The sequence below is a fragment of the Pseudomonas sp. KCJK9111 genome, from assembly GCF_046231935.1.
Lineage (GTDB): Bacteria > Pseudomonadota > Gammaproteobacteria > Pseudomonadales > Pseudomonadaceae > Aquipseudomonas > Aquipseudomonas parafulva_B.
Window position 1 is genome coordinate 19,066 of the sequence record NZ_JBJJMO010000043.1, and the last position, 22,475, is coordinate 41,540.

Consider the following 22,475-nt stretch of genomic DNA (forward strand, 5'->3'; position numbering starts at 1 on the left):
ACGAGTGATCATGTCCAAGCGAAGTACCTATAAGCTCAAGGGCGCCGCACTGTGCGGCGCCCTGCTCGTCAGCGGCTGCGCCAACCAGATGCCTCAGCGCAGCGACCACGAGGAGCGCGTCGAGCGCAAACTGCTCGAACACACCCTGCAGATCGACGTTGGCGAGCCGAAGGTGATGGAGCTGCCGCAACGACGTGTACGCGTACATGAGCAGAAGCGTTTCGAGGTCACCGAGTTCGAGGTGACGCGCCACTACGACCGCTACACGCCTTACCAACCCTGGCGGGAAATCTACGAGATTCCGCTGGGCGCCGTGGCGGTTGTAGCAGGCGTGGGTGCCAACGTGGTCAACGTCTTCGCCTTGGGCAACCTGCCCCAGAGCATTACCCACGATTGGCTCAGTTATGGCGTGGACGGCCTTAATCCGTTCATGAACGTGCCTTCCAACGGCCGCGCCCAGCAGAACCTGGCAGGTATCAGCGAAGTGCAGAAAGCCAAGCGCGAAGAGGCCACGAGCATGCCGTGGAGCGAGCGCCTGGTGGAGGTCAAGGCCGGCAAGAACACCTATGAGCTGACCACCGACCGCGCGGGCATCCTGCGCCTGAACCTGCTCGACAGCCCCTTCTCGGAGCAGAACCTCAACCATGTCGGCACCTTGCACCTGCAAGTGGTCGATGAGGACAACGCCGTGCGCGGTGACGCCAGTTTGTTGATCAGCGCCACGCTGCGCAACAAGCTGCGCGAAGCTCACGAGCTGATTTTCGACGACCTCGAAGATGATGAGGTGAGCCAGTGGGTGCACCGGGTCAAGCGGCTGTCCGAGCTGGGCCTTGAAGAGGAAGCCAGTGAGTTGGAGCAGAGCCTGATCGAGCTGACGCGCAACGATCCCGAGTTGCAACAGGAGTTCTTGCAGTCCCTGACCAAGGCCACTGGCCGGCTGGTTGCCGATCCCGGGCATTGATGGCCGCCTGTGGTTGATCCGCGTTGGGCCCGTGATGGGCTCAACGCGGGACAACTGCCTTTAATAGGCCTTACACGCTCCTGCCCCATAGAAGCCGGCCTACCGGCGATATAATCCGAAGCAGTCCCTTCGAGCGCAACTTTCGCGACCCGCAGCACTTTCCTTGCGAGCTATAGCGGCGGAAAAAGCTCCAGTTGCTCATGCGCACCGCGCAAATCCCGCAATCTCACCCCTACACCGAGCAATCTCACCGGTTTACCACCGCGCGCGAACGCCTGCGTCACCAGCTGCCGGTAACTGTCCAAGTCCCTGCCGGCGCCTGCTTGCTCAAGGGTGGTCTGGGTAAAGTCATGGAACTTGACCTTGACGAAAGGCTTTTCCGGCCGGTAGGTGCTGTCCATCCGCTCGATGCGCTCATTTAGGCTCTGCAGCAATTCCGGCAACCGTGCCAGGCAACTGGGCAAATCCGGCAGGTCAGTGTCGTAGGTATTCTCGACGCTGACCGACTGCCGCCGGCTGTCGTTTTGAACCACGCGATCATCGATACCACGCGCCAGTCCCCACAACCGCTCGCCAAAGGTGCCGAACTCTCGCACCAGCGCCAGGCGAGACCATTCGCGCAACTGCGAGCAGGTGTCGATCCCCAGGCGGGTCAGCTTGTCTGCTGTGACCTTGCCCACACCGTGCAGACGGGTGACCGGCAGCGTCGCCACGAACGCTTCTATTTCATCAGGCCTGATCACGAACAGGCCATTGGGCTTTCGCCAGTCGCTGGCGATCTTGGCCAGAAACTTGTTGGGCGCCACTCCGGCCGAGACGGTGATATGCAGGGTACGGGCCACGCGCCGACGGATGTCCTCGGCGATGCGTGTAGCGCTGCCGGCATACCATTGGCTTTCGCTGACATCCAGGTAGGCCTCGTCCAAGGACAGCGGCTCGATCAGGTCGGTGTAGTCACGAAAGATGGCATGGATCTCTCGAGAAGCCTCACGGTAAGCCTCGAAGCGCGGCTTGACGATCAACAGGTCCGGACACAACTTGAGGGCGTGACGGGACGACATTGCAGAACGCACCCCGTAGGCACGCGCTTCATAGTTGCACGTGGCGATGACCCCACGCCTTTCGGCCGACCCGCCTACTGCCATGGGGCGACCTGCAAGACGAGGGTCGTCGCGCATTTCGATGGCAGCATAAAAGCAGTCGCAGTCGACGTGAATGATCTTGCGCAGGGGCATGGATGACCGTAGGCACTGTAAATTCATACAGATAATAGCGCATGGTTTCGTGTTCAAACAGCATGGCCGTGGGTTGGGCAACGCCGGCCTTCGGCCCAGGGGAACGACCCCTGCCCGCGCCTTGCAAGGCTAAAGGGTTGAACGAAAAGGGCTTTTCATACTATTTGCTTGACACTGGGCAAGAAATCCGTAGAATTCGATCTCACAGGCGCGGGATGGAGCAGCCTGGTAGCTCGTCGGGCTCATAACCCGAAGGTCGTCGGTTCAAATCCGGCTCCCGCAACCAGATTCGAGAAAAGGCCACTGTTAGCGCAGTGGCCTTTTTCTTTGCGCGCGCGTAAAGCAATTCGAAAAAACCTCGGTAAATCAATGAGTAGCACTTGACACCCCCTGCTAGAGCTGTAGAATCCGCCCCACAGACGCGGGATGGAGCAGTCTGGTAGCTCGTCGGGCTCATAACCCGAAGGTCGTCGGTTCAAATCCGGCTCCCGCAACCAAGTTCAAGAAAAGGCCACTGTTAACGCAGTGGCCTTTTTCTTTGCCTGTCATACGGCGGCAGGATTAGCACGGATGCGCCCTACCCTGTTCGAGTGTTGGCCGCGCGCTTCATTGAACACTTGACATCAATGCACTTCGCTGTAGAATGCGCACCTCTGACGCGGGATGGAGCAGTCTGGTAGCTCGTCGGGCTCATAACCCGAAGGTCGTCGGTTCAAATCCGGCTCCCGCAACCATATTCGTCAGAACAAACCCCGCACGTAGCGATACGCGCGGGGTTTTTCGTTTCTACCTCCCTTACATGCAAGCGATGCCCGCATGCCTTGGCGCACCCCCGATTAGCGGCTGGCGCTGCCCTTGCGTGGATGAACTATCTTTAACCCCTGCCGGGCTGTTATGCGCCCATGGCCGGAGTAATATTGGATACGTTTTCCAAAGGGACTTTCACTTGGCCGCGCCTCTTCTTCACCTCGTGCCTGACGCCCGGGGTAACCCATGACCGCTCAGAACCCTGAACCTACGGTGCCGCTGGCCACAGCGTTGCCCGGAGCCGTGCAGCGCCTGCCCTTGCTTGAACGGATAAGCCGCTATCGTCAGCCGATCGGGCTGGCGGTGACGCTGGTGCTGTTCACCATGGCCTTGATCGCCTGCCGCCACCTGCTGAGCGAGCTGGACATCTATGCCTTGCACGATGCCATGCTCGAAGTGCCGGTGCAGTCACTGCTTGGCGCGCTGCTGGCGACCGTGATCGGATTCGTGATTCTGCTGGGCTACGAGTGGTCGGCCAGCCGCTACGCTGGGGTCAAGCTACCTGCGCGAACGTTGGTACTGGGCGGTTTCAGCGCCTTCGCCATCGGCAATGCCATCGGCCTGTCCATGCTGTCGGGCGGCTCGGTGCGCTACCGGCTGTATGCACGCCAAGGCGTGGGTGCGGGCGAGGTCGCGCGCATGACCGTCTTCGCGAGCCTATCACTGGGTTGTGCACTGCCGCCGCTCGCAGCATTGGCCACCTTGAGCAATCTGCCCGCCGCCTCGAGTGCCCTGCGTTTGCCGCAAGGCTTGCTGGCCGGCATTGCGGTTGCCGTCCTGGCCGCCTGCGCACTGTTGGCGGTAGGCCTGTACCGCAAGCGGCTGGCCGAGCAGCCAGTGCCTGACAACCTGCTGGTGCAACTGGGTCGGCGTACGCTGCGACTGCCCGGCGCCCGGCTTACTGGCCTGCAACTGCTGATCACGGCACTGGACGTCGCCGCCGCCGCTACCGTGCTCTACCTGCTGCTGCCCGAAGCACCCCCGTTCGGTGCCTTCGTACTGGTCTACCTCCTGGCGCTGGCCGCGGGCGTGCTCAGCCATGTACCGGGTGGCGTTGGTGTGTTCGAGGCCATCCTGCTGGCCGCCTTCGCCGATCAATTGGGCGCTGCGCCATTGGCGGCCGCGTTGCTGTTGTACCGCATCATCTATGTGGTGCTGCCGCTTCTGCTGGCCTGCGTCCTGCTGCTGGCCAACGAAGCCCGGCGCTTGCTGTTCGCGCGGCAGGCCATGAAGGCTGCCTCTGGGCTGGCAGCGCCTATCCTGGCCATCATGGTATTTCTGTCTGGGGTGGTACTGCTGTTTTCCGGCGCCACGCCCGAGATCGATACCCGCCTTGAGCACATGGGCTTTCTGATCCCTCATCGGCTGATCGATGCCTCCCACTTCGGCGCCAGCCTGATCGGCGTACTGTGCCTGCTGCTGGCCCAAGGCCTGCGTCGGCGCCTGTCGGCCGCGTGGCTGCTGACCACGGTGCTGTTGCTGGTGGGTGCATTGCTCTCGCTGCTCAAGGGGTTCGATTGGGAGGAAGCCTGCCTGCTGACCTTCACGGCCGCGCTCCTGGCCTTGTTCCGCCGCTCGTTCTACCGGCCCAGCCGTTTGATGGAGCTGCCGTTCTCGCCGGTGTACCTGGTGGCCAGCGCCTGCGCAGTAGGCGCCTCGGTGTGGCTGCTGTTGTTCGCCTACCAGGATGTGCCCTATAGCCATCAGCTGTGGTGGCAGTTCACCCTGGACGCCGATGCCCCCCGTGGGCTGCGTGCGGCGATGGGCAGTGCCTTGCTGCTCGCAGCGCTGGCGCTGACCTGGCTGCTGCGCACCGCACCGCCGGTGATCCACCTGCCCGATGAAGCCGAATTGCAACGTGCCCATCGCATTCTGCAGGCATCCGACCAGCCCGATGGCGGCCTGGCCCTGACCGGCGACAAGGCGCTGCTGTTCCATCCCCGGGACAACGCGTTCCTGATGTATGCCCGCCGTGGTCGCAGCCTGGTAGCGCTCTACGATCCGATCGGGCCGGCCCAGGAACGTGCCGAAATGATCTGGCAGTTCCGCGACCTGTGCGACCTGCACCACGCCCGACCGGTGTTTTACCAGGTGCGTGCGGAGAACCTGCCGTTCTACATGGATATCGGCCTGACCGCCTTGAAGCTGGGTGAAGAAGCCCGTGTCGACCTGCGCCGCTTCGACCTCGACGCCAAAGGCAAGGAGATGAAAGACCTGCGCTACACGTGGAATCGAGGCGGCCGTGACGGGCTGAGCCTGGAAATCCATGAGCCAGGCCATGCGCCGCTGGCTGAGCTCAAGGAAATTTCCGATGCATGGCTAAGTGGCAAGAACGTTCGCGAAAAGGGTTTTTCGCTGGGCCGTTTCAGCCCGGATTATCTGCAACATTTCCGTATCGCCCTGATTCGTTTCCAGGGCCAACCTGTGGCCTTTGCCAACCTGCTCGAGACCCACAGCAACGAGTTGGCCAGCCTCGACCTGATGCGCGCACACCCGCAGGCGCCCAAGCTGACCATGGAGTTCATGATGATCGGCTTGATCCTGCATTACAAAAGCCATGACTACGGCCGCTTCAGCCTGGGCATGGTGCCGCTTTCGGGGCTACAACCACGGCGCGGTGCGCCCCTGACCCAGCGCCTGGGCTCGATGGTGTTCCGCCGTGGCGAGCAACTCTACAACTTCCAGGGGCTGCGCCGGTTCAAGGACAAGTTCCAGCCCGACTGGGAACCTCGCTACATGGCCGTGCCTGCCGGGCTCGACCCGCTGGTGGCTCTGGCCGACACTGCCGCCCTGATTGCCGGCGGCTTGACTGGATTGGTGAAACGCTGATGACCCGACGCTTTTGGCTTTACCTGTTGCTGACCCTGCTGTTGGCCGCCCTGGCCGGCGCCACGGCGTTCTGGTTCTGGACGCGCCCGGCGCCTGATGCACAGCTTGAGCAACTTCAAATCAACGATGCCAGCATCACCCGTGTCACCCCAGGCGTGCATCCTACTGCCTGGGTGGCGATCGGCGTGCCGCAGGACCAGGCCCTGACCCACAAGCAACTGCTGGACCTTGCCCAGGCGGCCGAGGCGCAATTGGTGCAAGTGGTGCTGCCTGCCGGTGATTGCACCAAGCAGCAGCAAGCCATGGACGCGGCCCTGGCACAGTTGCCGAGCAAACCGACCCTGGTCGCCGGCATTGGCCCGGGTGCCACCCAAGCCTGGCGCTGGCTGGCCAGCCAGAACGACGACAAGGCCCGGGCCATTTCCGTGGGCTTTACGGTCGAGCAGCCAGGGTGCCAGGCCCCCTTGCCCAAGACCGCGCCCCACGGCCACTGGAGCGTGGCGTGGAACGATAACCCGGACGATGCCAGTGCGGCCTTCGTGCGCGACCAGAGCAATGCCGAAACCAGCATCAGCGACTATGACATCCACCTGCCGCAGGTGCTCAAGGCACAGCTGACCCAGGCCTTGGTGGGCCAGGATGGCAACGCACTGGCGATCCCCGTGGTCGAGGTACCTGCCGGTCAAACCACCGATACCGTCACGTTGTTCTTGTCCGGCGATGGCGGCTGGCGCGACCTGGACCGCGACGTGGCCGGCGAGATGGCCAAGCTGGGCTATCCGGTGGTGGGCATCGATACCCTGCGCTACTACTGGCAGCACAAGACACCGGAGCAAAGCGCTGCCGACCTGTCCGAACTGATGCATCACTACCGGCAGAAGTGGGGGACCAAGCGTTTCGTGCTGACGGGGTACTCGTTCGGTGCAGACGTACTGCCTGCCATCTACAACCGCCTGCCGGCGGAAGACCAGCAACGGGTGGACGCTGTCATGTTGCTGGCCTTTGCCCGCAGCGGCAGCTTCGAGATCGAAGTCGAAGGCTGGCTGGGCAAGGAAGGTCAAGAGGCGCCCACCGGGCCTGAGATGGCCAAGCTGCCGGCTGCGAAAGTGGTGTGTGTGTACGGGGTGGAGGAAAGCGACGAAAGCGGCTGCACCGACAAGACCGCCGTAGGCGAACGCCTGAAACTGCCGGGCGGGCACCACTTCGATGAAAACTACCCGGCCTTGGCCAAGCGGCTGATCGATGAGATCGAGACGCGTCAGGGCAAGTCGAGTGTGGCTGAGCAGAACTGAGGGCTATTGGACGTACAGTTTGCAAGGGCCAGGTCGAGCGCTCGGCACTGATAGCGCGGATCGGGGGTTACCCAGCGCCCTGCATAGCCTCATGCCGCGATAAGCTGCGCAGCAGCCCCAAGATTTCAGCTTCGCAGCGCATATTGCCGGGGCCGCGCTGCGGCCCATCGCGGCACGAGGGCCGCTCCTACAAAGTCCGTGAAGCTCCTGACTCAGGCGTTATGCGGTCAGTGTAGGGGCGGCCTCGCCGGGGCGCCGGACCGGCCGCGATGAGCTGCGCAGCAGCCCAGTATCCTCGCGTCGCCGCAAACATCACCAGGCCCTAGGGGAGTCCACTCAGCCGCTCCCCTACCCTGTTTCAGATCTCAACCTGAGTCCCCAACTCGATCACCCGGTTGAGCGGCAGGTTGAAGAACCTCAAATTGCCGTTGGCATTCTTCAGCAAAAACGCGAACAGGTTGCCTCGCCAGCGCGACATGCCTTCAAGCCTGGAGGCGATCACGGTTTCGCGGCTGAGGAAGTAGGTGGTGCGCATGGGCGTGAAGTCCAGCTCGTCCAGGTGGCAGAGTTTCAGCGCCGCCGGCACGTCCGGCTCATCCATGAAGCCGAAATGCAGCACCACCCTGAAGAAGCCATCGCCATAGGCCTCGACCTCGAAGCGCTCCTGCTCAGGCACGCGGGGTCGATCTTCGCTGAGCACCGTCAGCAACACGACCTGGCTATGCAGCACCTGGTTGTGCAGCATGTTGTGCAGCAATGCATGGGGCACGGCATCCGAGCGCGCGGTGAGAAACACTGCCGTGCCCTCCACCCGATGCGGCGGCTGGATGCGGATACTGCTGATGAACAGCGGCAGTGGCAGCGCCCCTTCGTCTATACGCTCGACGAGAATTTGCTTGCCACGTTTCCAGGTGCTCATCAGCAGGAACAGCACACCGCCCGCCAGCACAGGGAAGGCCCCACCCTGGACGATCTTCGGAACGTTGGCGGCAAAGAACAGCCCATCGACGAACAAGAAGCCGAGCAGGAGCGGCACGGCCAGAACCGGTGGCCACTTCCACAGCAACAACATCACCGCCGCCACCAGAATGGTCGTCATCAACATGGTCCCAGTGACGGCCACGCCATAGGCTGCCGCCAGGGCGCCCGAGGACTCGAAGCCGATCACCAGCAGCACCACGCCCACCATCAACGTCCAGTTGACCGCCGCCACGTAGATTTGCCCTTGCTCGTCACTGGAGGTGTGCTGGATGTGCATACGCGGGATGTAGCCCAGCTGGATGGCCTGTCGGGTGAGCGAGAAGGCGCCGGAGATCACCGCCTGCGACGCAATGACGGTGGCCAGCGTGGCAAGGCCGACCAGCGGCAGCAAGGCCCAGCTGGGGGCCAACAGGTAGAACGGATTGCGCGCGGCCTCCGGGTTTTGCAGCAGCATGGCGCCCTGGCCGAAGTAGTTGAGCACCAGTGCCGGCAGCACCAGGGCGAACCAGGCCCGTGCGATCGGCTTGCGGCCAAAATGCCCCATGTCGGCGTAAAGCGCTTCGGCACCGGTCAGCGCCAGCACCACCGCGCCAAGGATGGCCACGCCCATGCCGGGGTGGACGATGAAGAAATTGACTGCCCAACCGGGGTTGAAGGCGCGCAGCACTTCAGGCGTCTGTGCGATGCCATGAACCCCCAGCGCGGCAAGCACCACGAACCAGATGACCATGACCGGGCCGAACAGCTTGCCGATCTTTTCAGTGCCGTGGCGCTGCACCAGAAACAGCGCCACCAGCACCACCAGCGACACCGGCACCACCCAATGGTCGATGCCATCGAAGGCCAGGCCCAGGCCCTCGACGGCCGAGAGCACCGAAACGGCCGGGGTGATCATGCTGTCGCCATAGAAGAGCGAGGCACCGATCAAGCCGCAGATCACCATGAGGGTCCGCAGGCGCGGATGCGCCGCCGTGGCGCGCCGCGCCAGCGCGGTCAGGGCCATGGTGCCGCCCTCCCCCTGGTTGTCGGCACGCAGGATGAACACCACGTACTTGAACGACACCACCCACAGCAGCGACCAGAGGATCAACGACAGGATCCCCAGCACACCGTCGTGGTTGACCTGCACCCCGTAACCGCCCGTGAACACTTCCTTCAAGGTATACAGCGGGCTGGTGCCGATATCGCCATAAACCACCCCGACCGCCGCCACCAGCAGGCCCAGCGACCGGGTCGCGCCCTGCTTCGCTGCGTGCCCGCCCTCGGCGTGACTGCTTGCCTGAACCATCGACCACTCCCGCAAAAGGCCCTCACGGCCACTGTTGTCAGCGTGCATGCCAGGTCGCCCATCCGGGCCTGGCGTAACGGCGCGAAGCATAGCGCAGCGTTCGTCGTATTTGTGCTGGTCAATCGACCCATCGCTCGCTAGAATTGCGCACTTTTTGATCAGAGGCGCCAAAAGCGCCCGTCAAGATCGCCCCCGATCACCGCTGGGCGACCTGTATTCAATGCCGAGGTTAGTCATGTCCACCACGCCCGCCACCCCCAAGGTCGGTTTCGTCAGCCTGGGTTGCCCCAAAGCCCTGGTCGATTCCGAGCGCATCCTGACCCAGTTGCGCATGGAAGGCTATGAAGTCGTGCCAACGTACGAGGATGCCGACGTGGTGGTGGTCAACACCTGCGGTTTCATCGACAGCGCCAAGGCCGAATCGCTCGAAGTGATCGGTGAAGCCATCAAGGAAAACGGCAAGGTGATCGTCACCGGCTGCATGGGTGTCGAGGAAGGCAGCATTCGCGATGTGCACCCAAGTGTGCTTTCGGTGACCGGTCCGCAGCAGTACGAGCAGGTGGTCAACGCCGTGCACGAAGTGGTGCCGCCGCGTCAGGACCACAACCCGCTGATCGACCTGGTGCCGCCGCAAGGGGTCAAGCTTACGCCGCGCCACTATGCCTACCTGAAGATTTCCGAAGGCTGCAACCACAGCTGCAGCTTCTGCATCATCCCGTCGATGCGTGGCAAACTGGTCAGCCGCCCGGTGGGCGAGGTGCTGAGCGAGGCCGAGCGCCTGGTCAAGGCCGGGGTCAAGGAAATTCTGGTGATTTCCCAGGACACCAGCGCCTACGGCGTAGACGTCAAGTACAAGACCGACTTCTGGAACGGCCGCCCGGTCAAGACCCGCATGCTCGAGTTGTGCGAGGCCCTGAGCAGCCTGGGTGCGTGGGTGCGCCTGCACTATGTGTATCCGTACCCCAATGTCGACGACGTGATCCCGTTGATGGCTGCCGGCAAGATCCTGCCGTACCTGGACATTCCGTTCCAGCACGCCAGCCCCAAGGTGCTCAAGTCGATGAAGCGCCCGGCCTTCGAAGACCGGACCCTGGCCCGCATCAAGCAGTGGCGCGAGCAGTGCCCGGAGCTGGTCATTCGTTCGACCTTCATCGTCGGCTTCCCAGGGGAAACCGAGGAAGACTTCCAGTACCTGCTGGACTGGTTGACCGAAGCCCAGCTCGACCGCGTGGGCTGCTTCCAGTATTCGCCCGTCGAAGGTGCCCCGGCCAATGACCTGGGCCTGGCCGACGTCCCGGACGACATCAAACAGGATCGCTGGGACCGCTTCATGGCCCACCAGCAGGCCATCAGCGCCGCCCGCCTGCAGATGCGCATCGGCAAGGAAATCGACGTGCTCATCGATGAGGTCGAAGAGCAAGGCTCGGTGGGCCGCAGCTTCTTCGATGCGCCAGAAATCGACGGCAGTGTCTTCATCGATGGCAACCATGGCTTCAAGCCTGGCGACAAGGTGCGTTGCCGCGTGGTAGACGCCGACGAATACGACATGTGGGCAGAGCCCATCTGACAGGGCGCCACGCTGGCCTCCTGTCGCAGTAGCGCGGCCCGCCCCGGGTCGCGCCCTCCCCCAGCATCTATCCTTGGTTTGACGGCCACTGGAGCAAGGACCCGATGCGCACCTTCTCGACCCTGGAAACGCCCCATCTCAGCGACTACCCCAAGCTGGTCAGCGTATGGGAAGACGCGGTACGTGCAACGCACGCTTTCCTGCCCGAATACTACATCGTGCTGCTGCGCGACAAGGTGCTGCGGCGCTACCTGGACGCGGTGATGCTGGTCTGTGCCCGTGGGCCTGATCGCAGCATCCAGGGTTTTGTCGGCGTGGCGGGCGGGCGCATCGACATGTTGTTCGTGGACCCGCGATGGCATGGCCAGGGTATCGGCAAACAGCTGCTGCAGCATGCTGTGCAGGCGTTGGACGCCCTGACCCTCGACGTCAACGAGCAGAACACCCAGGCGCTGGGCTTTTATCTGCACCAGGGCTTCGAAATCGTGGGCCGTTCGCCCAAGGACGGCCTGGGCCAGCCGTATCCATTGCTGCACATGCGTCGACGCGGCACGGCCTGATTGACACAGATTCCCGCCCCTCGCCCGGCGGGAAGGGTACAATGCAGCCTTTCATTGCCTTTGCGAATCGCCGTCATGTCCGAACCCGTCCGTCTGTCCAAACGCCTTGTCGAGCAGCTTGGCTGTTCCCGCCGCGAGGCTGAGTTGTATATCGAAGGAGGCTGGGTGACGGTCGATGGCGTGGTGGTCGAGCAGCCGCAGTTCAAGGTCGAGCAGCAGCATGTGGAGCTGCTGCCCGGTGCGCGCGCCGAGAGCCTGGAGCCGGTTACGCTGCTGCTACACCAAGCCGCGGGCATGGACAGTGAAACCGCCCGGCTTGGCATGAACATGACCAGCCTCAGCGAGGCCCATCGCGAAGGCGTGCGCCCCTTGCACGGGCATTTCACCCGCCAGGCTTGTGTAGCACCGCTGGAACCGGGTGCCAGCGGCTTGCAGGTGTTTACCCAGGACTGGCGGGTTACCCGCAAGATCAACGCCGACCTGCGCAAGCTCGAACAGGAATTCGTCGTCCAGGTGCGCGGTGAAGCCAGTGCGCAGATGCTCGAACGTCTGGCTCGCGGCGTGACCCGCAATGACCGCGAGTTGCCCAAGGCCAAGGCCAGTTGGCAGAACGAAACCCATTTGCGCCTGGTGCTGAAGAACCCGCAACCCGGCCAGATTTCCGAACTGTGCGCCTATCTGCGTCTGGAGTTGCTGGGCATGCGCCGCATACGCCTGGGTGGGGTTTCGATGGGCAAGCTGGCGCTGGGCCAATGGCGCTACCTGACGGGCACCGAACGTTTCTAAGTGAGATGCCGCGCGATGACGTGCGGCACAAGAACAGGATTTTGCAGCAATGAACCACAATGACGTCCTGCGCAGCCTGCGCTACATGTTGAAAGTCAATGACGCCAAAATGGCCGAGATCATCGGTTTGACCGGCCTGGACGTGAACCCTGTCGTCCTGGCGACCTATGTGAAGAAAGAAGAAGAGCAAGGCTTTGTGCGCTGTCCGGACCGGGTCATGGCGCACTTTCTCGACGGCCTGGTCATCTACCGTCGCGGCAAGGACGAAAGCCGTCCGGCACAACCTGTCGAGCTGCCGGTTACCAACAACCAGATCCTGAAGAAGCTGCGCGTGGCCTTCGAACTGAAGGAAGACGACCTGCACGCGATCTTGAAATCGGTCGATTTTCCCGTCAGCAAACCTGAGCTCAGCGCACTGTTTCGCAAGGCCGGCCATGACAACTACCGCCCGTGCGGCGACCAGTTGCTGCGCAACTTCCTCAAGGGCCTGACCCAGCGCGTGCACGGCTGAATGGTCATGCAGCATACGGTGGCGCCGGTAGGCATCGTGCGCTCTTGCTTCATGGAGAAGTTTGCCATTCCGCGCCAGCCGCAGCTGGCACCGGCCGCACGCGGTGTGCTGGAACTGCTGCCACCCTTCGACCAACCCGAGGCGGTCGAAGGGCTGGAACAGGTCACCCACGTCTGGCTGCTCTTTCTGTTCCACCAGGCCCTGGAAGAAAAACCCAGGCTCAAGGTGCGCCCACCGCGCCTGGGGGGCAACAAGAGCATGGGCGTGTTCGCCACCCGCGCCACCCACCGGCCCAACGGCATCGGCCAGTCGGTGGTGCGGCTGGAGGGTGTTGAACCTGGCCGCTTGCTGCTGTCAGGCATCGACCTGCTCGACGGCACGCCGGTGCTGGACATCAAGCCTTACGTACCCTATGCCGACAGTGTCGAGGGTGCCCATAACCACATGGCCAGCGCTGCGCCAGTCGCCATTACCGTGCAGTGGGCCGACAGCGCCCTGCCCCAGGCCCGCGAGCATGCGTTGCGGCTGGGCGAGCCCCTGGTGGCCCTGATCGAGCAATGCCTGGCGCAGGACCCACGGCCGGCCTATCAGGTGCCTGTGGCCGAACGGGTATATGGGGTGAAGTTCTGGGATGTGCAGGTCAGGTGGCACTACCCGCAGACGGATGTGATCTGCGTGCTTGAGGTGGTGCTGGCTTGAAGGTGCAATAGGGCCGCACCTGGGGGTTGTGCTGCCGCCATCGGCCGCAGGCACGAACTGCCGCCCATGAAAAAGGCGACCCGTCGGGTCGCCTTTTTTCGTGCCGTTACGTTGCGATCAACGCGCAGGACCTTCGGCAACGCCCAGGTCATCGGTCGGACGGGTGTCGATCAGCGGACCGCCACCGGAAGCCAACTCCGACGCCAGCGTGTCGTTGTCCATCTCGTTGACCCACTTGGCCACGACCACGGTGGCAACGGCGTTGCCCACCAGGTTGGTCAAGGCACGCGCCTCGGACATGAAGCGGTCGATACCCAGGATCAGGGCCAGGCCGGCAACCGGCAAGTGGCCCACGGCCGACAGCGTGGCCGCCAGCACGATGAAGCCCGAACCGGTAACACCCGCGGCGCCCTTGGAGGCGACCAGCAGCACCAGCAGCAGGGTGATCTGGTGGGTGATGTCCATCGGGGTGTCAGTGGCCTGGGCAATGAACACCGCAGCCATGGTCAGGTAAATCGAGGTGCCGTCCAGGTTGAACGAATAACCGGTCGGGATGACCAGGCCTACCACGGACTTCTTGGCACCCAGGCGCTCCATCTTGGCCAGCATGCGCGGCAGCGCGGACTCGGACGAGGACGTGCCCAGCACGATCAGCAGCTCTTCACGGATGTAGCGGATCAGCTTGAGTACGCTGAAACCGTGGGCACGGCAGATGCCACCGAGCACCACCAGCACGAACAGCAGGCAGGTGATGTAGAAGCACGCCATCAGGTAGCCGAGCTGCACCAGCGAGCCCACGCCGTACTGGCCGATGGTGAAGGCCATGGCGCCGAAGGCACCGATCGGGGCCAGCTTCATGATCATGTTGATGATGTTGAACATGACATGGGCGAAGCGATCGATCATGTCCAGGAACGGCTTGCCGTAGCTGCCCAGGCGGTGCAGGGCGAAGCCGAACAGCACCGAGAACATCAGTACTTGCAGGATGTCGCCGTTGGCGAAGGCACCGACCACGGTGTTGGGAATGACGTTGAGCAGGAAGCCTACGGTGGTCTGCTGCGCGCCGGCGGCAGCATAGGCGGCTACGCTGCTGGCATTGAGGGTGCTGACGTCGATGTGCATGCCAGCGCCGGGCTTGACCACGTTGACGACCACAAGGCCGATGATCAGCGCGATGGTGGAGACGATTTCGAAATACAGCAACGCATAGCCGCCCGTCTTGCCGACGGATTTCATGCTCTGCATGCCGGCGATACCGCTGACCACGGTGCAGAAGATGATCGGGGCGATGACCATCTTGATCAGTTTGACGAAGCCATCACCCAAGGGTTTGAGGGCAACACCCGTTTCCGGGTAGTAGTGGCCGAGCAGAATACCGATGGTGATGGCAACCAACACCTGGACATACAGGGATTTGTAAAGCGGCTGACGTGTCGTCATGGCTGTTTTTCCTCAAGTGTGCCGCGCCACCCTGTTCCAGGGGTGCAGCACCTGAATCGCTAACCCTCCTGCACTTGGAGGGATTTGTCGTTGTGGTAGAGCTGCCTGTTGAGGCCTCTGCCAATAGCGATAGCAAGGGTGATGCCAAAATGCCCAAACCGGGTGCAGGCTGGGCTATTGCTGGCTTTCCATGCCCAACGACGGGGCGAAACCTTAGCAAGGGTGGCGGGTTTCCGCCCGCTGGCGGAATTGGAGCGGCCCAGATGGCGGAAAACCGCCTGGGGTCATTCCAGATTGAAGGTGATACGGAAGGCGGCGCCGCCAAGCGCCGAGTCATCGAGGCTCAGTTCGGCATCGTAGCTGTCGATGATGTCCTTCACCACAGCCAGGCCAATGCCTTGCCCCGGGTGCTGGCTGTCCAGCCGCTCGCCGCGCTCCAGAATGCGCTGGCGCTGATCGGCGGGCACGCCTGGGCCGTCATCTTCGATACAGAGGGTCAGCCGTCCGGCTTCTCTGAACAGGCTTACCCTGATCTGGCCCAGGCTCAGGCGGTAGGCGTTTTCCAGAAGGTTACCCAGCAGCTCGAGCAATGCGCCCTGCTCCATGGGCACCCGTGCCTGGTCCGGCACCTGCAAGGTCACGTCCACGTGCTTGTCGCGATAGACCTTGGCCAGCGTGCTGCACAGGCTGTCGAGCAAGGGGCGGAGCACCACGCTATGGCGCACCAGGCCGCTCTTGCGCAGGCTGGCGCGTTGCAGTTGATAGTCGATCTGCTGGCTCATGCGTTCGATCTGGCTCTGCAGGACCCTGGCCTGCTCGCGTTCGCCGTTGTGCTGCTGCAGGCTTTCACCCACCCCCTGCAACACAGCCAAGGGCGTCTTCAGGCTGTGCGCCAGGTCGTCCAGCGAGTCCCGGTAACGCTGGCGCTGCTCGCGCTCGCTTTGCAGCAGGCGGTTCAGCGAACCGGTCAGGCGCAGCAGTTCGCGCGGGTGCTGGGTACTGAGGCCGTCCCGCGCGCCGGATTCCAGATCGTCGAGCTCGCGGCTGAGCCGGCGCAGCGAGCGCAACCCCCAGGTCAACCCTGCCCAGAGCAGCGCCAGCAGTGCCAGCAAGGCAGCGCCGAAGCCTAGGTAGAGTTTTTCACGCAGGCCGTCGAGGGTGCGCTGGTAGTCGCGCACTGGCTGCAGGGCCACGATGCTGAAGGCAGCACTCTTGCCGCCCAGCAGCTTTATCTCGACGTCATAGACGAAGAATTCCTCGCCGTTGGCCTGGTGGATGCGGGCGAACTCGTTTCCGCGGCCATCGTAGCGAGGCTGGTAGTTGATGTTCTGCGCTGCCGTGGCCCGGGACTGCCAGACCAGGTGGCCACTGCGGTCGAAGATGTACCCCAGCAGGCCGGTATAAGGCAGGTTGAAGCGCTCGTCAGGCAACAGCGCCGGCATCTGCAGCTGCCCGTTTTCGATACGCGCCGCCGAGATCAGTGTGGTCACGTCCGAGGCCAGGCGTTGTTCGATCGATTCCTGCAAGGCAAGGCTGAAGGCTTTCTGCAAGGCTGGCAGCAGCGCCAGCATGAACAACACCGCCAACACGGCAGCGGCCAGCATCAGGCGCACGCGCAGGGATCGAATCATCGGCAGCGCTCGGTGAACAGGTAGCCAAGCCCGCGCACGGTATCGATAGGCTTGAAGCCGCATTCGCCTTCGAGCTTGCGCCGCAAGCGCCCGATGAGCACTTCGATGACGTTCGGATCACGCTCTTCATCGCCAGGGTAGAGCTGCTCCATCAGGCGATCCTTGGCCACCACCTGCTGGTGATGACGCATCAGGTACTCAAGGATGCGGTATTCATAGGCGGTCAGGCCCAGTGGCTGCCCGTCGAGCGTGGCCTGCTTGCGATTGAGGTCCAGAACCAACGGGCCGGCGGCGATGGTTGACTGGGTAAAGCCGCTGGAGCGGCGCAGCAGCGCATTGAGGCGCGCCTCCAGTTCTTCGAACTGGAACGGCTTGACCAGGTAGTCGTCGGCGCCAGCGGCCAGCCCTTCGACCTTGTCCTGCCAGTTGCCGCGGGCAGTGAGGATGAGGATGGGAAAGGTCTTGGCCTGGTTGCGCAGGCGCGTGATCAGCTCCAGACCACTGATGCCCGGCAGCCCCAGGTCGACCACTGCCAGGTCGAAGTGGTACTGCTCGGCCTGGTACAGCGCCTCCTCGGCATTGGCGACCGCCTCGACCACGTGGCCACTTTCCCCCAGGCGGGTATAGAGGTGATGGCGAAGCAAGGCTTCGTCCTCGACCACCAGCAGTTTCATGTGCAGCTCCTTGATGGATGTGCCTGTACGGTGCCCAATGCTGACAAGCCAGCCCCACCGCGTGCGCCTACCGGCCCGATGGCCCAGCATGGCACTGGTTGGAGCTGGCTTGCCAGACCCGGGTCGCTACAGGATAACGCGGCGGGCAGGTCAGAACTTGTAGGAAGCCGCCAGATAGGTCTGCGCGCTGCTGCTCAGGCGCAATGTACCGGCCTTCGGCGCGCCGTGGGGGCTGACTTCGGTGGCGGCGTTGGTGCGCAGGTAACGGTAGCCCAGTTCGACCGAGGCCTTGTCGGTGATGTCCTGGATGACGCCTGCCTGCAGGCCGTAGGCGTAACCGTAGTCGGTGTCGCGGCTCAGGCCTGGCGATTCCTGGGACAGCTTGGTCATGCCCAGGGTACCGCCGCCGAACAGCTTGGTGGTATCGCCTACGGGCAGGAACAGGTCATAGCTGCCCAGCAGGTTTTCCTGGCGAAGTTTCAAGCCGCTGTGGTCACCGGAGACGTTGTCGTAGGTTATGTAGTAGCGACCTTGGTCATTGATACGGCCCAGGCGCACGCCCCAGGTGCCGTCCTTGGCGATCACGCCGTCGGTGTTGAGGTGGTCGGTGTTGCGCTGCAGCAGGCCTGACTTGCGAACCTTGTCGCTGGTCTGGCCGTAGGTGAGGCTGGCGAAGTTTTCGTCGGCCGCCTGGGCGCTGGTCATGCCAGCGGCGCAGACGGCTACGGCGGCAAGCAGGGTGTTGAATGTTTTCATGGTGAGGTTACTCCAGTCGAGTGCGCTGTTGAGGTCTGGAAGCTAGAGTAAGCAGGGCACACTGAACCTCGACTGAACCCCTGCTGAACATTGACTGAACGAACCGATTGCAATCCAGGAGTAGTCACCATGCGCGCCTTGCTGGCCTTGACCTTGATGTGTACCGCCGCCTTCGCCCAGGCGGCGGTACAGACCCGCGAGATTCCCTATCAGGATGCCGACGGCAACCGGCTGGTGGGCTACTACGCCTATGACGACGCCGTCACCGGCAAGCGGCCAGGCATCGTGGTGGTGCATGAGTGGTGGGGGCTTAATGACTACGCCAAACGGCGCGCCCGGGACTTGGCAGCGCTGGGCTACAACGCCCTGGCCATCGACATGTACGGTGACGGCAAGCACACCGAGCACCCTCAGGACGCCCAGGCGTTCATGGCGGCAGCACTCAAGGACCCCAAGGCTGCTGCCAGGCGTTTCGACGCCGGGCTGGCGTTGCTCAAGCTGCAGCCCAACACCAACAAGCATGACCTGGGCGCTGTGGGGTACTGCTTTGGCGGCAAGGTGGTACTCGATGCCGCCAGGCGCGGCGAGAAGCTTGACGGTGTGGTGAGTTTCCATGGCGCCCTGGCTACCGCTACACCAGCAAAGCCTGGGGTGGTGAGGGCGGCGATTCTGGTGGAACACGGCGCGGCAGATAGCATGGTGACGGCCGAACAAGTGCAGGCCTTCAAGGCGGAGATGGACGCGGCGAAGGTGAATTACCGCTTCGTCAGCCTCGACGGGGCCAAGCACGGGTTCACCAACCCTGATGCCGACCGGCTGAGCCATGGTGATCACGGCGGCCCGGACATCGGTTATGACGAGGCAGCCGACGACCGCTCCTGGGCAGACATGCAGGCGTTCTTCAAGCAAGTGTTCAATGAGTGATCACACGGGGCAGCCATGATGGGATGCCAGCGCTCACCGTGATAGGTAGCCAACACTGGGCGCGTTTTCATGCTTGCGTTGAAAACTGCGCCCATGTGCCGGGCAGCATCGCCCTGCACCTCCCGCAACTCCTGCTCAGCTGGCACAATACCGCGCATGACTACCCTTCCTGCCTGCTGTACCTCGCTTCGGCAACACTGGCCCTTGCCCCGCCCCCTGCCTGGTGCGGTGCTGGTCAGTTGCGCCTTCGACCCCACACGCATGACCCCGGACGATTTCGCGCGTGCTGGCATCGTACCCAGTGCGGGCCTGCTACGTTCAGTCGCCAAGCGCCAGGCTGAATATGTCGCCGGACGGGTATGCGCGCGCGCTGCGTTGCAGCAGTTGGATGGCCGGGACTACGTGCCCACCACCCACGAAGACCGCTCCCCCATCTGGCCTGCCGGTATCCGGGGCTCGATTACCCACGGTAAAGGCTGGGCGGCGGCGGTGGTTGCCGCCCAAAGCAGCTGTCGCGGGCTGGGGCTGGATCAGGAAGCGCTACTCGATGACGAGCGCGCCGAGCGGCTGATGGGCGAGATCCTGACGCCGATGGAGCTGGAGCGCCTGGACCACCGGCAGTTGGGCCTGGCCGTGACCCTGACCTTCTCGCTGAAGGAAAGCCTGTTCAAGACGCTCTACCCCCTCACTGGCCAGCGCTTTTACTTCGAACATGCCGAGCTGCTCGAATGGTCCGCTGAGGGGCTGGCCACGCTGCGCCTGCTCACCGACCTGTCCGCCCAATGGCGCAAGGGCGACCAATTGCAGGGGCAATTCTGCCTGCAGGACGGCCACTTGCTGAGCCTGGTCAGCGCCTGAGGCCTACAACGGCGCTTGTTGCCGCGGCCAGGTGAGGCTGAAGCAGGCGCCTCCCAGGGCCGTGCCATGGCCTACCATGGCACGGCCTGCGTGCCAATAGATGATACGGCGCACGATCGACAAACCCAGCCCATGGCCACCGGAGGCCCGGGTCCGGCTGTCGTCCAGGCGCATGAACGGCGTGAAGATGCGGTCCCACACCCCTTCCGGGATGCCTGGGCCGTCATCTTCCACATCGAGACGGCACACCTGCGGGCCTAGCTGGTAGCGCACGCGCACCTCGTGCTCGGCATGGCGCAGGGCATTGCTCACCAGGTTCTGCACGGCGCGGTGCAGGTAGCGGGGTTCTGCCTCGACCCAGGCGGTCTCGCCTTCGACGCCCTGGCAATCGCCTCGCAGCAGGCGTATCTCACGGCGCAGTGGAGCCAATTCGGCAATGACCTGATCGAGTAAGGCATCCAGGTCGATACGCTGGAATGTCAGCGCCGGGGCGCCCTGCTCGAGGCGCGCGTAGGTGAGCATTTCGTCGACCAGCTTGTCCAGGTCCTGGATGTCGCCGTCCATGCCGGCAAGGTGCTTGGCGCGGGCCTGCTCGGTGGCGGCGCTTTCGACCATTTCCAGGCCGAAGCGCAAGCGGGCCACGGGGGTGCGCAGCTCGTGCGACACGGCACGCACCAGCTCGCGCTGCATGGACAGCGAGCGCTGCAAGTGCTCGGCCATGCCATTGAATGCAGCGGCCAGGCGCCCGACCGAGTCGGCATCGCCTGCGGGGACGCGTGTGTCCAGGCTGCCCTGGGCGATGCCCGCCGCGGCCAGCGCCAGGCCGGACACGCGCCGCTCCAGTTGGCGCACCAGCAGGTAGACCACCAGGCCAATCAGGCTCAGCCCAACCAGGGTGATCAATACCAGCAACTGGGGTGGGTAAGGGTTGAGCTGGTGCAAGGGCCCGATCTCCAGCACCCACGGCGAGCCGGAGAGCCCGGCGAACACGCGTATGGAATCGCCATCCATGCCCAGCGCCATCACCGTGTCACCCTCCTCCACCCGGCGCCGCTGATCGTCATCCAGGCTGGCCCGCTCGATGCGCTGCAAGGCAACCCCGAACCCGAAGCCTTTGTCGCGCTTGATCTGCTCCAGGCGCTGCTGCTGTTCGGTCACCGGATAACGCACCAGCTCGTCGGCCAGCAAATACAGGGTCGCGCGGGCCAGTTGCTCGCTGATCTGCCTGACCTGAGCGACCAGCAGCAGGTCCTGCTGCCCTACCCTGCGCAACACCCGAGCCGCATGCGGGCCGGTCTTCTCGACCACCACGAGGCTGCGGTACAGGCGCGCGCGTTGTGTGCCATCGAGGGCGAAGGCCGACATGGGCTGCAATTGCAGCGGCACCCCCAGCAGCCGCCCCCACAGCAGCAGGGAACGCTTGCGCTCGGTGTCGCTCTGCAAGGCCAGGTTGTCTGCCATGAGGCTGAACGTGCCTTGCGCCAGGCCCTCGCGATGCTGGGCGGCGCGTACTTCATTGACCAGGTGCAGGCTGAGCACCCCTAGCAGCGCCACCAGCACCAGCACCGCCAGCATGCCGCCGTAAATGCGCAGGAAAATGGAGTTCACGGGCATTGGCCCACAAACAGATAGCCTTTGCTGCGCAGGGTCTTGATCAACCGGGGCTGGATGGGGTCGTCGCCGATGCGAGGGCGGATGCGGGAAATGCGTATGTCGATGGAGCGGTCCTGGCCGTCATAACCGACACCGCGCAGCGCCGTGGATATCTGTTCGCGGGTCAGTACCTTGCCAGCATTGCTGGCCAGCAGCCACAGCAGGTCGAATTCGGCGCCCGTAAGCTCGATCTGCCGCTCGCCGAGCCACGCCTCACGCACCCGGCTGTCGATGCGCAGCGCGCCGAAGGTCAGGTCCTGGCGCTTGCCCGCAGGCGCCTCGCTGCGGCGCAGCAGGGCCTGGATGCGCGCCAGCAACAGCCGGGGGCGTACGGGCTTGCACACGTAGTCGTCTGCGCCGATGTCCAGTCCTTGCACCTGATCCAGCTCATCGGTGCGTGCCGTGAGCATCAGGATGGGCCCAGGGTATTGGCTGCGCACGCGGCGACAGATGCTCATGCCATCTTCCCCCGGCAACATCACATCGAGCATGACCAGGTCCGGCTGGGTATCGATGATGCGTCGCGCTGCACGCGCACCATTGCCCTCGACACTGACCGCGTACCCCTGGGCGCCCAGGTATTCGGCGGTCAGCTCGGCCAGACGCTGGTCGTCTTCGACAATGAGGATGCGCGGTGGCGTTGGATCCATGGCGTAGGGCCTGTTGGTGTTGTTTTTCCCTGGATAGTACGACCAGCGCCCTGCCGAGCCAACCCACCGGGTGGTTCTGCGGACAAAGATCCGAGTGCGTTGGCAGCCCCTGAAAAAAACTGCCCAGCGGCAAGCAGACGCAGAAAAATACTTCAAACCAGTGGGCACAAGGCCTACAGCGAATACTTACGTTTCACTCACAAAGTACCCACAAGATATCCACAGCCGCTCGCCTTGCAAACACCCCCATACCGCATTATCTTGTATCGCGATCGCGACGAACCACTAGATATAGGGGTTCGCGCAAAATCACTTACAAAAGTCAACCCGCAAAATCATCGGATTTTTCGGCTGAACTTACGGTGGTTTCAGC

Annotated in this window: 18 protein-coding genes and 3 tRNA genes; 13 read left to right on the forward strand and 8 right to left on the reverse strand. The window is 63.3% G+C overall.

The features are described from left to right. The first annotated feature begins 10 nt into the window (after window positions 1-10). On the forward strand, window positions 11-961 hold the full coding sequence (locus ACK59L_RS14990) for a hypothetical protein (RefSeq protein WP_058604321.1): 951 nt from the start codon (window positions 11-13) through the stop codon (window positions 959-961). Between the two features lie 170 nt (window positions 962-1,131). Here the strand turns inward: ACK59L_RS14990 and dinB are convergent, their stop codons facing one another. Then, on the reverse strand, window positions 1,132-2,190 hold the full coding sequence (gene dinB, locus ACK59L_RS14995) for a DNA polymerase IV (protein ID WP_375335485.1): 1,059 nt from the start codon (window positions 2,188-2,190) through the stop codon (window positions 1,132-1,134). Between the two features lie 215 nt (window positions 2,191-2,405). Here dinB and ACK59L_RS15000 point away from each other — a divergent pair. From ACK59L_RS15000 to ACK59L_RS15020, 5 genes are all read left to right on the forward strand, one after another. Then, window positions 2,406-2,482, forward strand: a tRNA-Met gene (locus tag ACK59L_RS15000). Between the two features lie 134 nt (window positions 2,483-2,616). Beyond that, window positions 2,617-2,693: transfer RNA gene (locus ACK59L_RS15005), tRNA-Met, on the forward strand. Window positions 2,694-2,853: 160 nt separating this feature from the next. Continuing rightward, window positions 2,854-2,930 (forward strand) — tRNA-Met (locus ACK59L_RS15010). Window positions 2,931-3,189: 259 nt separating this feature from the next. Then, on the forward strand, window positions 3,190-5,832 hold the full coding sequence (gene mprF / locus ACK59L_RS15015; protein WP_409274472.1) for a bifunctional lysylphosphatidylglycerol flippase/synthetase MprF: 2,643 nt from the start codon (window positions 3,190-3,192) through the stop codon (window positions 5,830-5,832). Then, window positions 5,832-7,124 carry a virulence factor family protein gene (locus tag ACK59L_RS15020; RefSeq protein WP_409274474.1) on the forward strand — a complete coding sequence of 431 codons (1,293 nt, stop codon included), beginning with the start codon at window positions 5,832-5,834 and terminating at the stop codon, window positions 7,122-7,124. Before mprF ends, ACK59L_RS15020 begins: the two co-directional genes overlap by 1 nt. 358 nt (window positions 7,125-7,482) lie before the next feature. Here ACK59L_RS15020 and ACK59L_RS15025 read toward each other — a convergent pair whose 3' ends face one another. Next, window positions 7,483-9,393: a potassium transporter Kup gene (locus ACK59L_RS15025; RefSeq protein ID WP_058604325.1), complete on the reverse strand. Its 1,911-nt coding sequence runs from the start codon at window positions 9,391-9,393 to the stop codon at window positions 7,483-7,485. A gap of 235 nt (window positions 9,394-9,628) precedes the next feature. Here ACK59L_RS15025 and rimO point away from each other — a divergent pair, with 235 nt between their 5' ends. The 5 genes from rimO to tsaA all read left to right on the forward strand — a co-directional run bounded on the left by rimO (window position 9,629) and on the right by tsaA (window position 13,516). After that, complete coding sequence (rimO, locus tag ACK59L_RS15030) at window positions 9,629-10,960, forward strand: 30S ribosomal protein S12 methylthiotransferase RimO (protein WP_058604326.1); 1,332 nt, start codon at window positions 9,629-9,631, stop codon at window positions 10,958-10,960. Between the two features lie 104 nt (window positions 10,961-11,064). Further along, entirely contained in the window at window positions 11,065-11,520 is a 456-nt protein-coding gene (locus ACK59L_RS15035; protein WP_409274477.1) for a GNAT family N-acetyltransferase, read from the forward strand. A 75-nt stretch (window positions 11,521-11,595) separates the two neighbouring features. After that, window positions 11,596-12,306, forward strand: coding sequence for an rRNA pseudouridine synthase (locus ACK59L_RS15040; protein WP_409274479.1), 711 nt, complete (start codon window positions 11,596-11,598; stop codon window positions 12,304-12,306). Between the two features lie 49 nt (window positions 12,307-12,355). Further along, complete coding sequence (locus ACK59L_RS15045; RefSeq protein WP_058604329.1) at window positions 12,356-12,817, forward strand: DUF1456 family protein; 462 nt, start codon at window positions 12,356-12,358, stop codon at window positions 12,815-12,817. A gap of 6 nt (window positions 12,818-12,823) precedes the next feature. Continuing rightward, window positions 12,824-13,516 carry a tRNA (N6-threonylcarbamoyladenosine(37)-N6)-methyltransferase TrmO gene (tsaA, locus tag ACK59L_RS15050; protein ID WP_409274481.1) on the forward strand — a complete coding sequence of 231 codons (693 nt, stop codon included), beginning with the start codon at window positions 12,824-12,826 and terminating at the stop codon, window positions 13,514-13,516. Between the two features lie 117 nt (window positions 13,517-13,633). Here tsaA and ACK59L_RS15055 read toward each other — a convergent pair whose 3' ends face one another. The 4 genes from ACK59L_RS15055 to ACK59L_RS15070 form a co-directional block, all read right to left on the reverse strand. Then, window positions 13,634-14,956, reverse strand: coding sequence for a dicarboxylate/amino acid:cation symporter (locus ACK59L_RS15055; RefSeq protein ID WP_196135258.1), 1,323 nt, complete (start codon window positions 14,954-14,956; stop codon window positions 13,634-13,636). Between the two features lie 284 nt (window positions 14,957-15,240). Then, window positions 15,241-16,587 carry an ATP-binding protein gene (locus ACK59L_RS15060; RefSeq protein ID WP_144966244.1) on the reverse strand — a complete coding sequence of 449 codons (1,347 nt, stop codon included), beginning with the start codon at window positions 16,585-16,587 and terminating at the stop codon, window positions 15,241-15,243. Further along, a complete protein-coding gene (locus tag ACK59L_RS15065) occupies window positions 16,584-17,261 on the reverse strand; it encodes a response regulator (protein ID WP_409274484.1) in 678 nt (225 codons plus the stop codon). The genes ACK59L_RS15060 and ACK59L_RS15065 overlap by 4 nt, the downstream gene beginning before the upstream one ends. A 150-nt stretch (window positions 17,262-17,411) precedes the next feature. Further along, complete coding sequence (locus ACK59L_RS15070; RefSeq protein WP_196135260.1) at window positions 17,412-18,017, reverse strand: outer membrane protein; 606 nt, start codon at window positions 18,015-18,017, stop codon at window positions 17,412-17,414. 129 nt (window positions 18,018-18,146) lie between these two features. Between ACK59L_RS15070 and ACK59L_RS15075 the strand changes: the two genes are divergently transcribed. Together ACK59L_RS15075 and ACK59L_RS15080 are read left to right on the forward strand one after the other, a co-directional pair. Continuing rightward, a complete protein-coding gene (locus tag ACK59L_RS15075; protein WP_409274486.1) occupies window positions 18,147-18,941 on the forward strand; it encodes a dienelactone hydrolase family protein in 795 nt (264 codons plus the stop codon). A gap of 156 nt (window positions 18,942-19,097) precedes the next feature. Then, entirely contained in the window at window positions 19,098-19,799 is a 702-nt protein-coding gene (locus ACK59L_RS15080) for a 4'-phosphopantetheinyl transferase (protein WP_058604333.1), read from the forward strand. A gap of 3 nt (window positions 19,800-19,802) precedes the next feature. On the opposite strand, the gene ACK59L_RS15085 is transcribed toward ACK59L_RS15080, so the two are convergent. Then, a complete protein-coding gene (locus ACK59L_RS15085) occupies window positions 19,803-21,374 on the reverse strand; it encodes an ATP-binding protein (RefSeq protein ID WP_409274491.1) in 1,572 nt (523 codons plus the stop codon). A gap of 29 nt (window positions 21,375-21,403) precedes the next feature. Then, window positions 21,404-22,102: a response regulator gene (locus tag ACK59L_RS15090; RefSeq protein ID WP_409274488.1), complete on the reverse strand. Its 699-nt coding sequence runs from the start codon at window positions 22,100-22,102 to the stop codon at window positions 21,404-21,406. Between the last annotated feature and the right edge of the window lie 373 nt (window positions 22,103-22,475).

Excerpts from the sequence above, each read along its gene's own strand:
- ACK59L_RS15070 (WP_196135260.1), bottom strand. The coding sequence starts at position 18,017 with ATGAAAACATTCAACACCCTGCTTGCCGCCGTAGCCGTCTGCGCCGCT.
- ACK59L_RS15025 (WP_058604325.1), bottom strand. The coding sequence starts at position 9,393 with ATGGTTCAGGCAAGCAGTCACGCCGAGGGCGGGCACGCAGCGAAGCAG.
- ACK59L_RS15040 (WP_409274479.1), top strand. The coding sequence starts at position 11,596 with ATGTCCGAACCCGTCCGTCTGTCCAAACGCCTTGTCGAGCAGCTTGGC.
- ACK59L_RS14990 (WP_058604321.1), top strand. The coding sequence starts at position 11 with ATGTCCAAGCGAAGTACCTATAAGCTCAAGGGCGCCGCACTGTGCGGC.
- mprF (WP_409274472.1), top strand. The coding sequence starts at position 3,190 with ATGACCGCTCAGAACCCTGAACCTACGGTGCCGCTGGCCACAGCGTTG.
- ACK59L_RS15065 (WP_409274484.1), bottom strand. The coding sequence starts at position 17,261 with ATGAAACTGCTGGTGGTCGAGGACGAAGCCTTGCTTCGCCATCACCTC.
- ACK59L_RS15075 (WP_409274486.1), top strand. The coding sequence starts at position 18,147 with ATGCGCGCCTTGCTGGCCTTGACCTTGATGTGTACCGCCGCCTTCGCC.
- rimO (WP_058604326.1), top strand. The coding sequence starts at position 9,629 with ATGTCCACCACGCCCGCCACCCCCAAGGTCGGTTTCGTCAGCCTGGGT.
- ACK59L_RS15060 (WP_144966244.1), bottom strand. The coding sequence starts at position 16,587 with ATGATTCGATCCCTGCGCGTGCGCCTGATGCTGGCCGCTGCCGTGTTG.
- tsaA (WP_409274481.1), top strand. The coding sequence starts at position 12,824 with ATGCAGCATACGGTGGCGCCGGTAGGCATCGTGCGCTCTTGCTTCATG.
- ACK59L_RS15090 (WP_409274488.1), bottom strand. The coding sequence starts at position 22,102 with ATGGATCCAACGCCACCGCGCATCCTCATTGTCGAAGACGACCAGCGT.
- ACK59L_RS15020 (WP_409274474.1), top strand. The coding sequence starts at position 5,832 with ATGACCCGACGCTTTTGGCTTTACCTGTTGCTGACCCTGCTGTTGGCC.
- ACK59L_RS15080 (WP_058604333.1), top strand. The coding sequence starts at position 19,098 with ATGACTACCCTTCCTGCCTGCTGTACCTCGCTTCGGCAACACTGGCCC.
- ACK59L_RS15055 (WP_196135258.1), bottom strand. The coding sequence starts at position 14,956 with ATGACGACACGTCAGCCGCTTTACAAATCCCTGTATGTCCAGGTGTTG.
- ACK59L_RS15085 (WP_409274491.1), bottom strand. The coding sequence starts at position 21,374 with ATGCTGGCGGTGCTGGTGCTGGTGGCGCTGCTAGGGGTGCTCAGCCTG.
- ACK59L_RS15045 (WP_058604329.1), top strand. The coding sequence starts at position 12,356 with ATGAACCACAATGACGTCCTGCGCAGCCTGCGCTACATGTTGAAAGTC.
- ACK59L_RS15035 (WP_409274477.1), top strand. The coding sequence starts at position 11,065 with ATGCGCACCTTCTCGACCCTGGAAACGCCCCATCTCAGCGACTACCCC.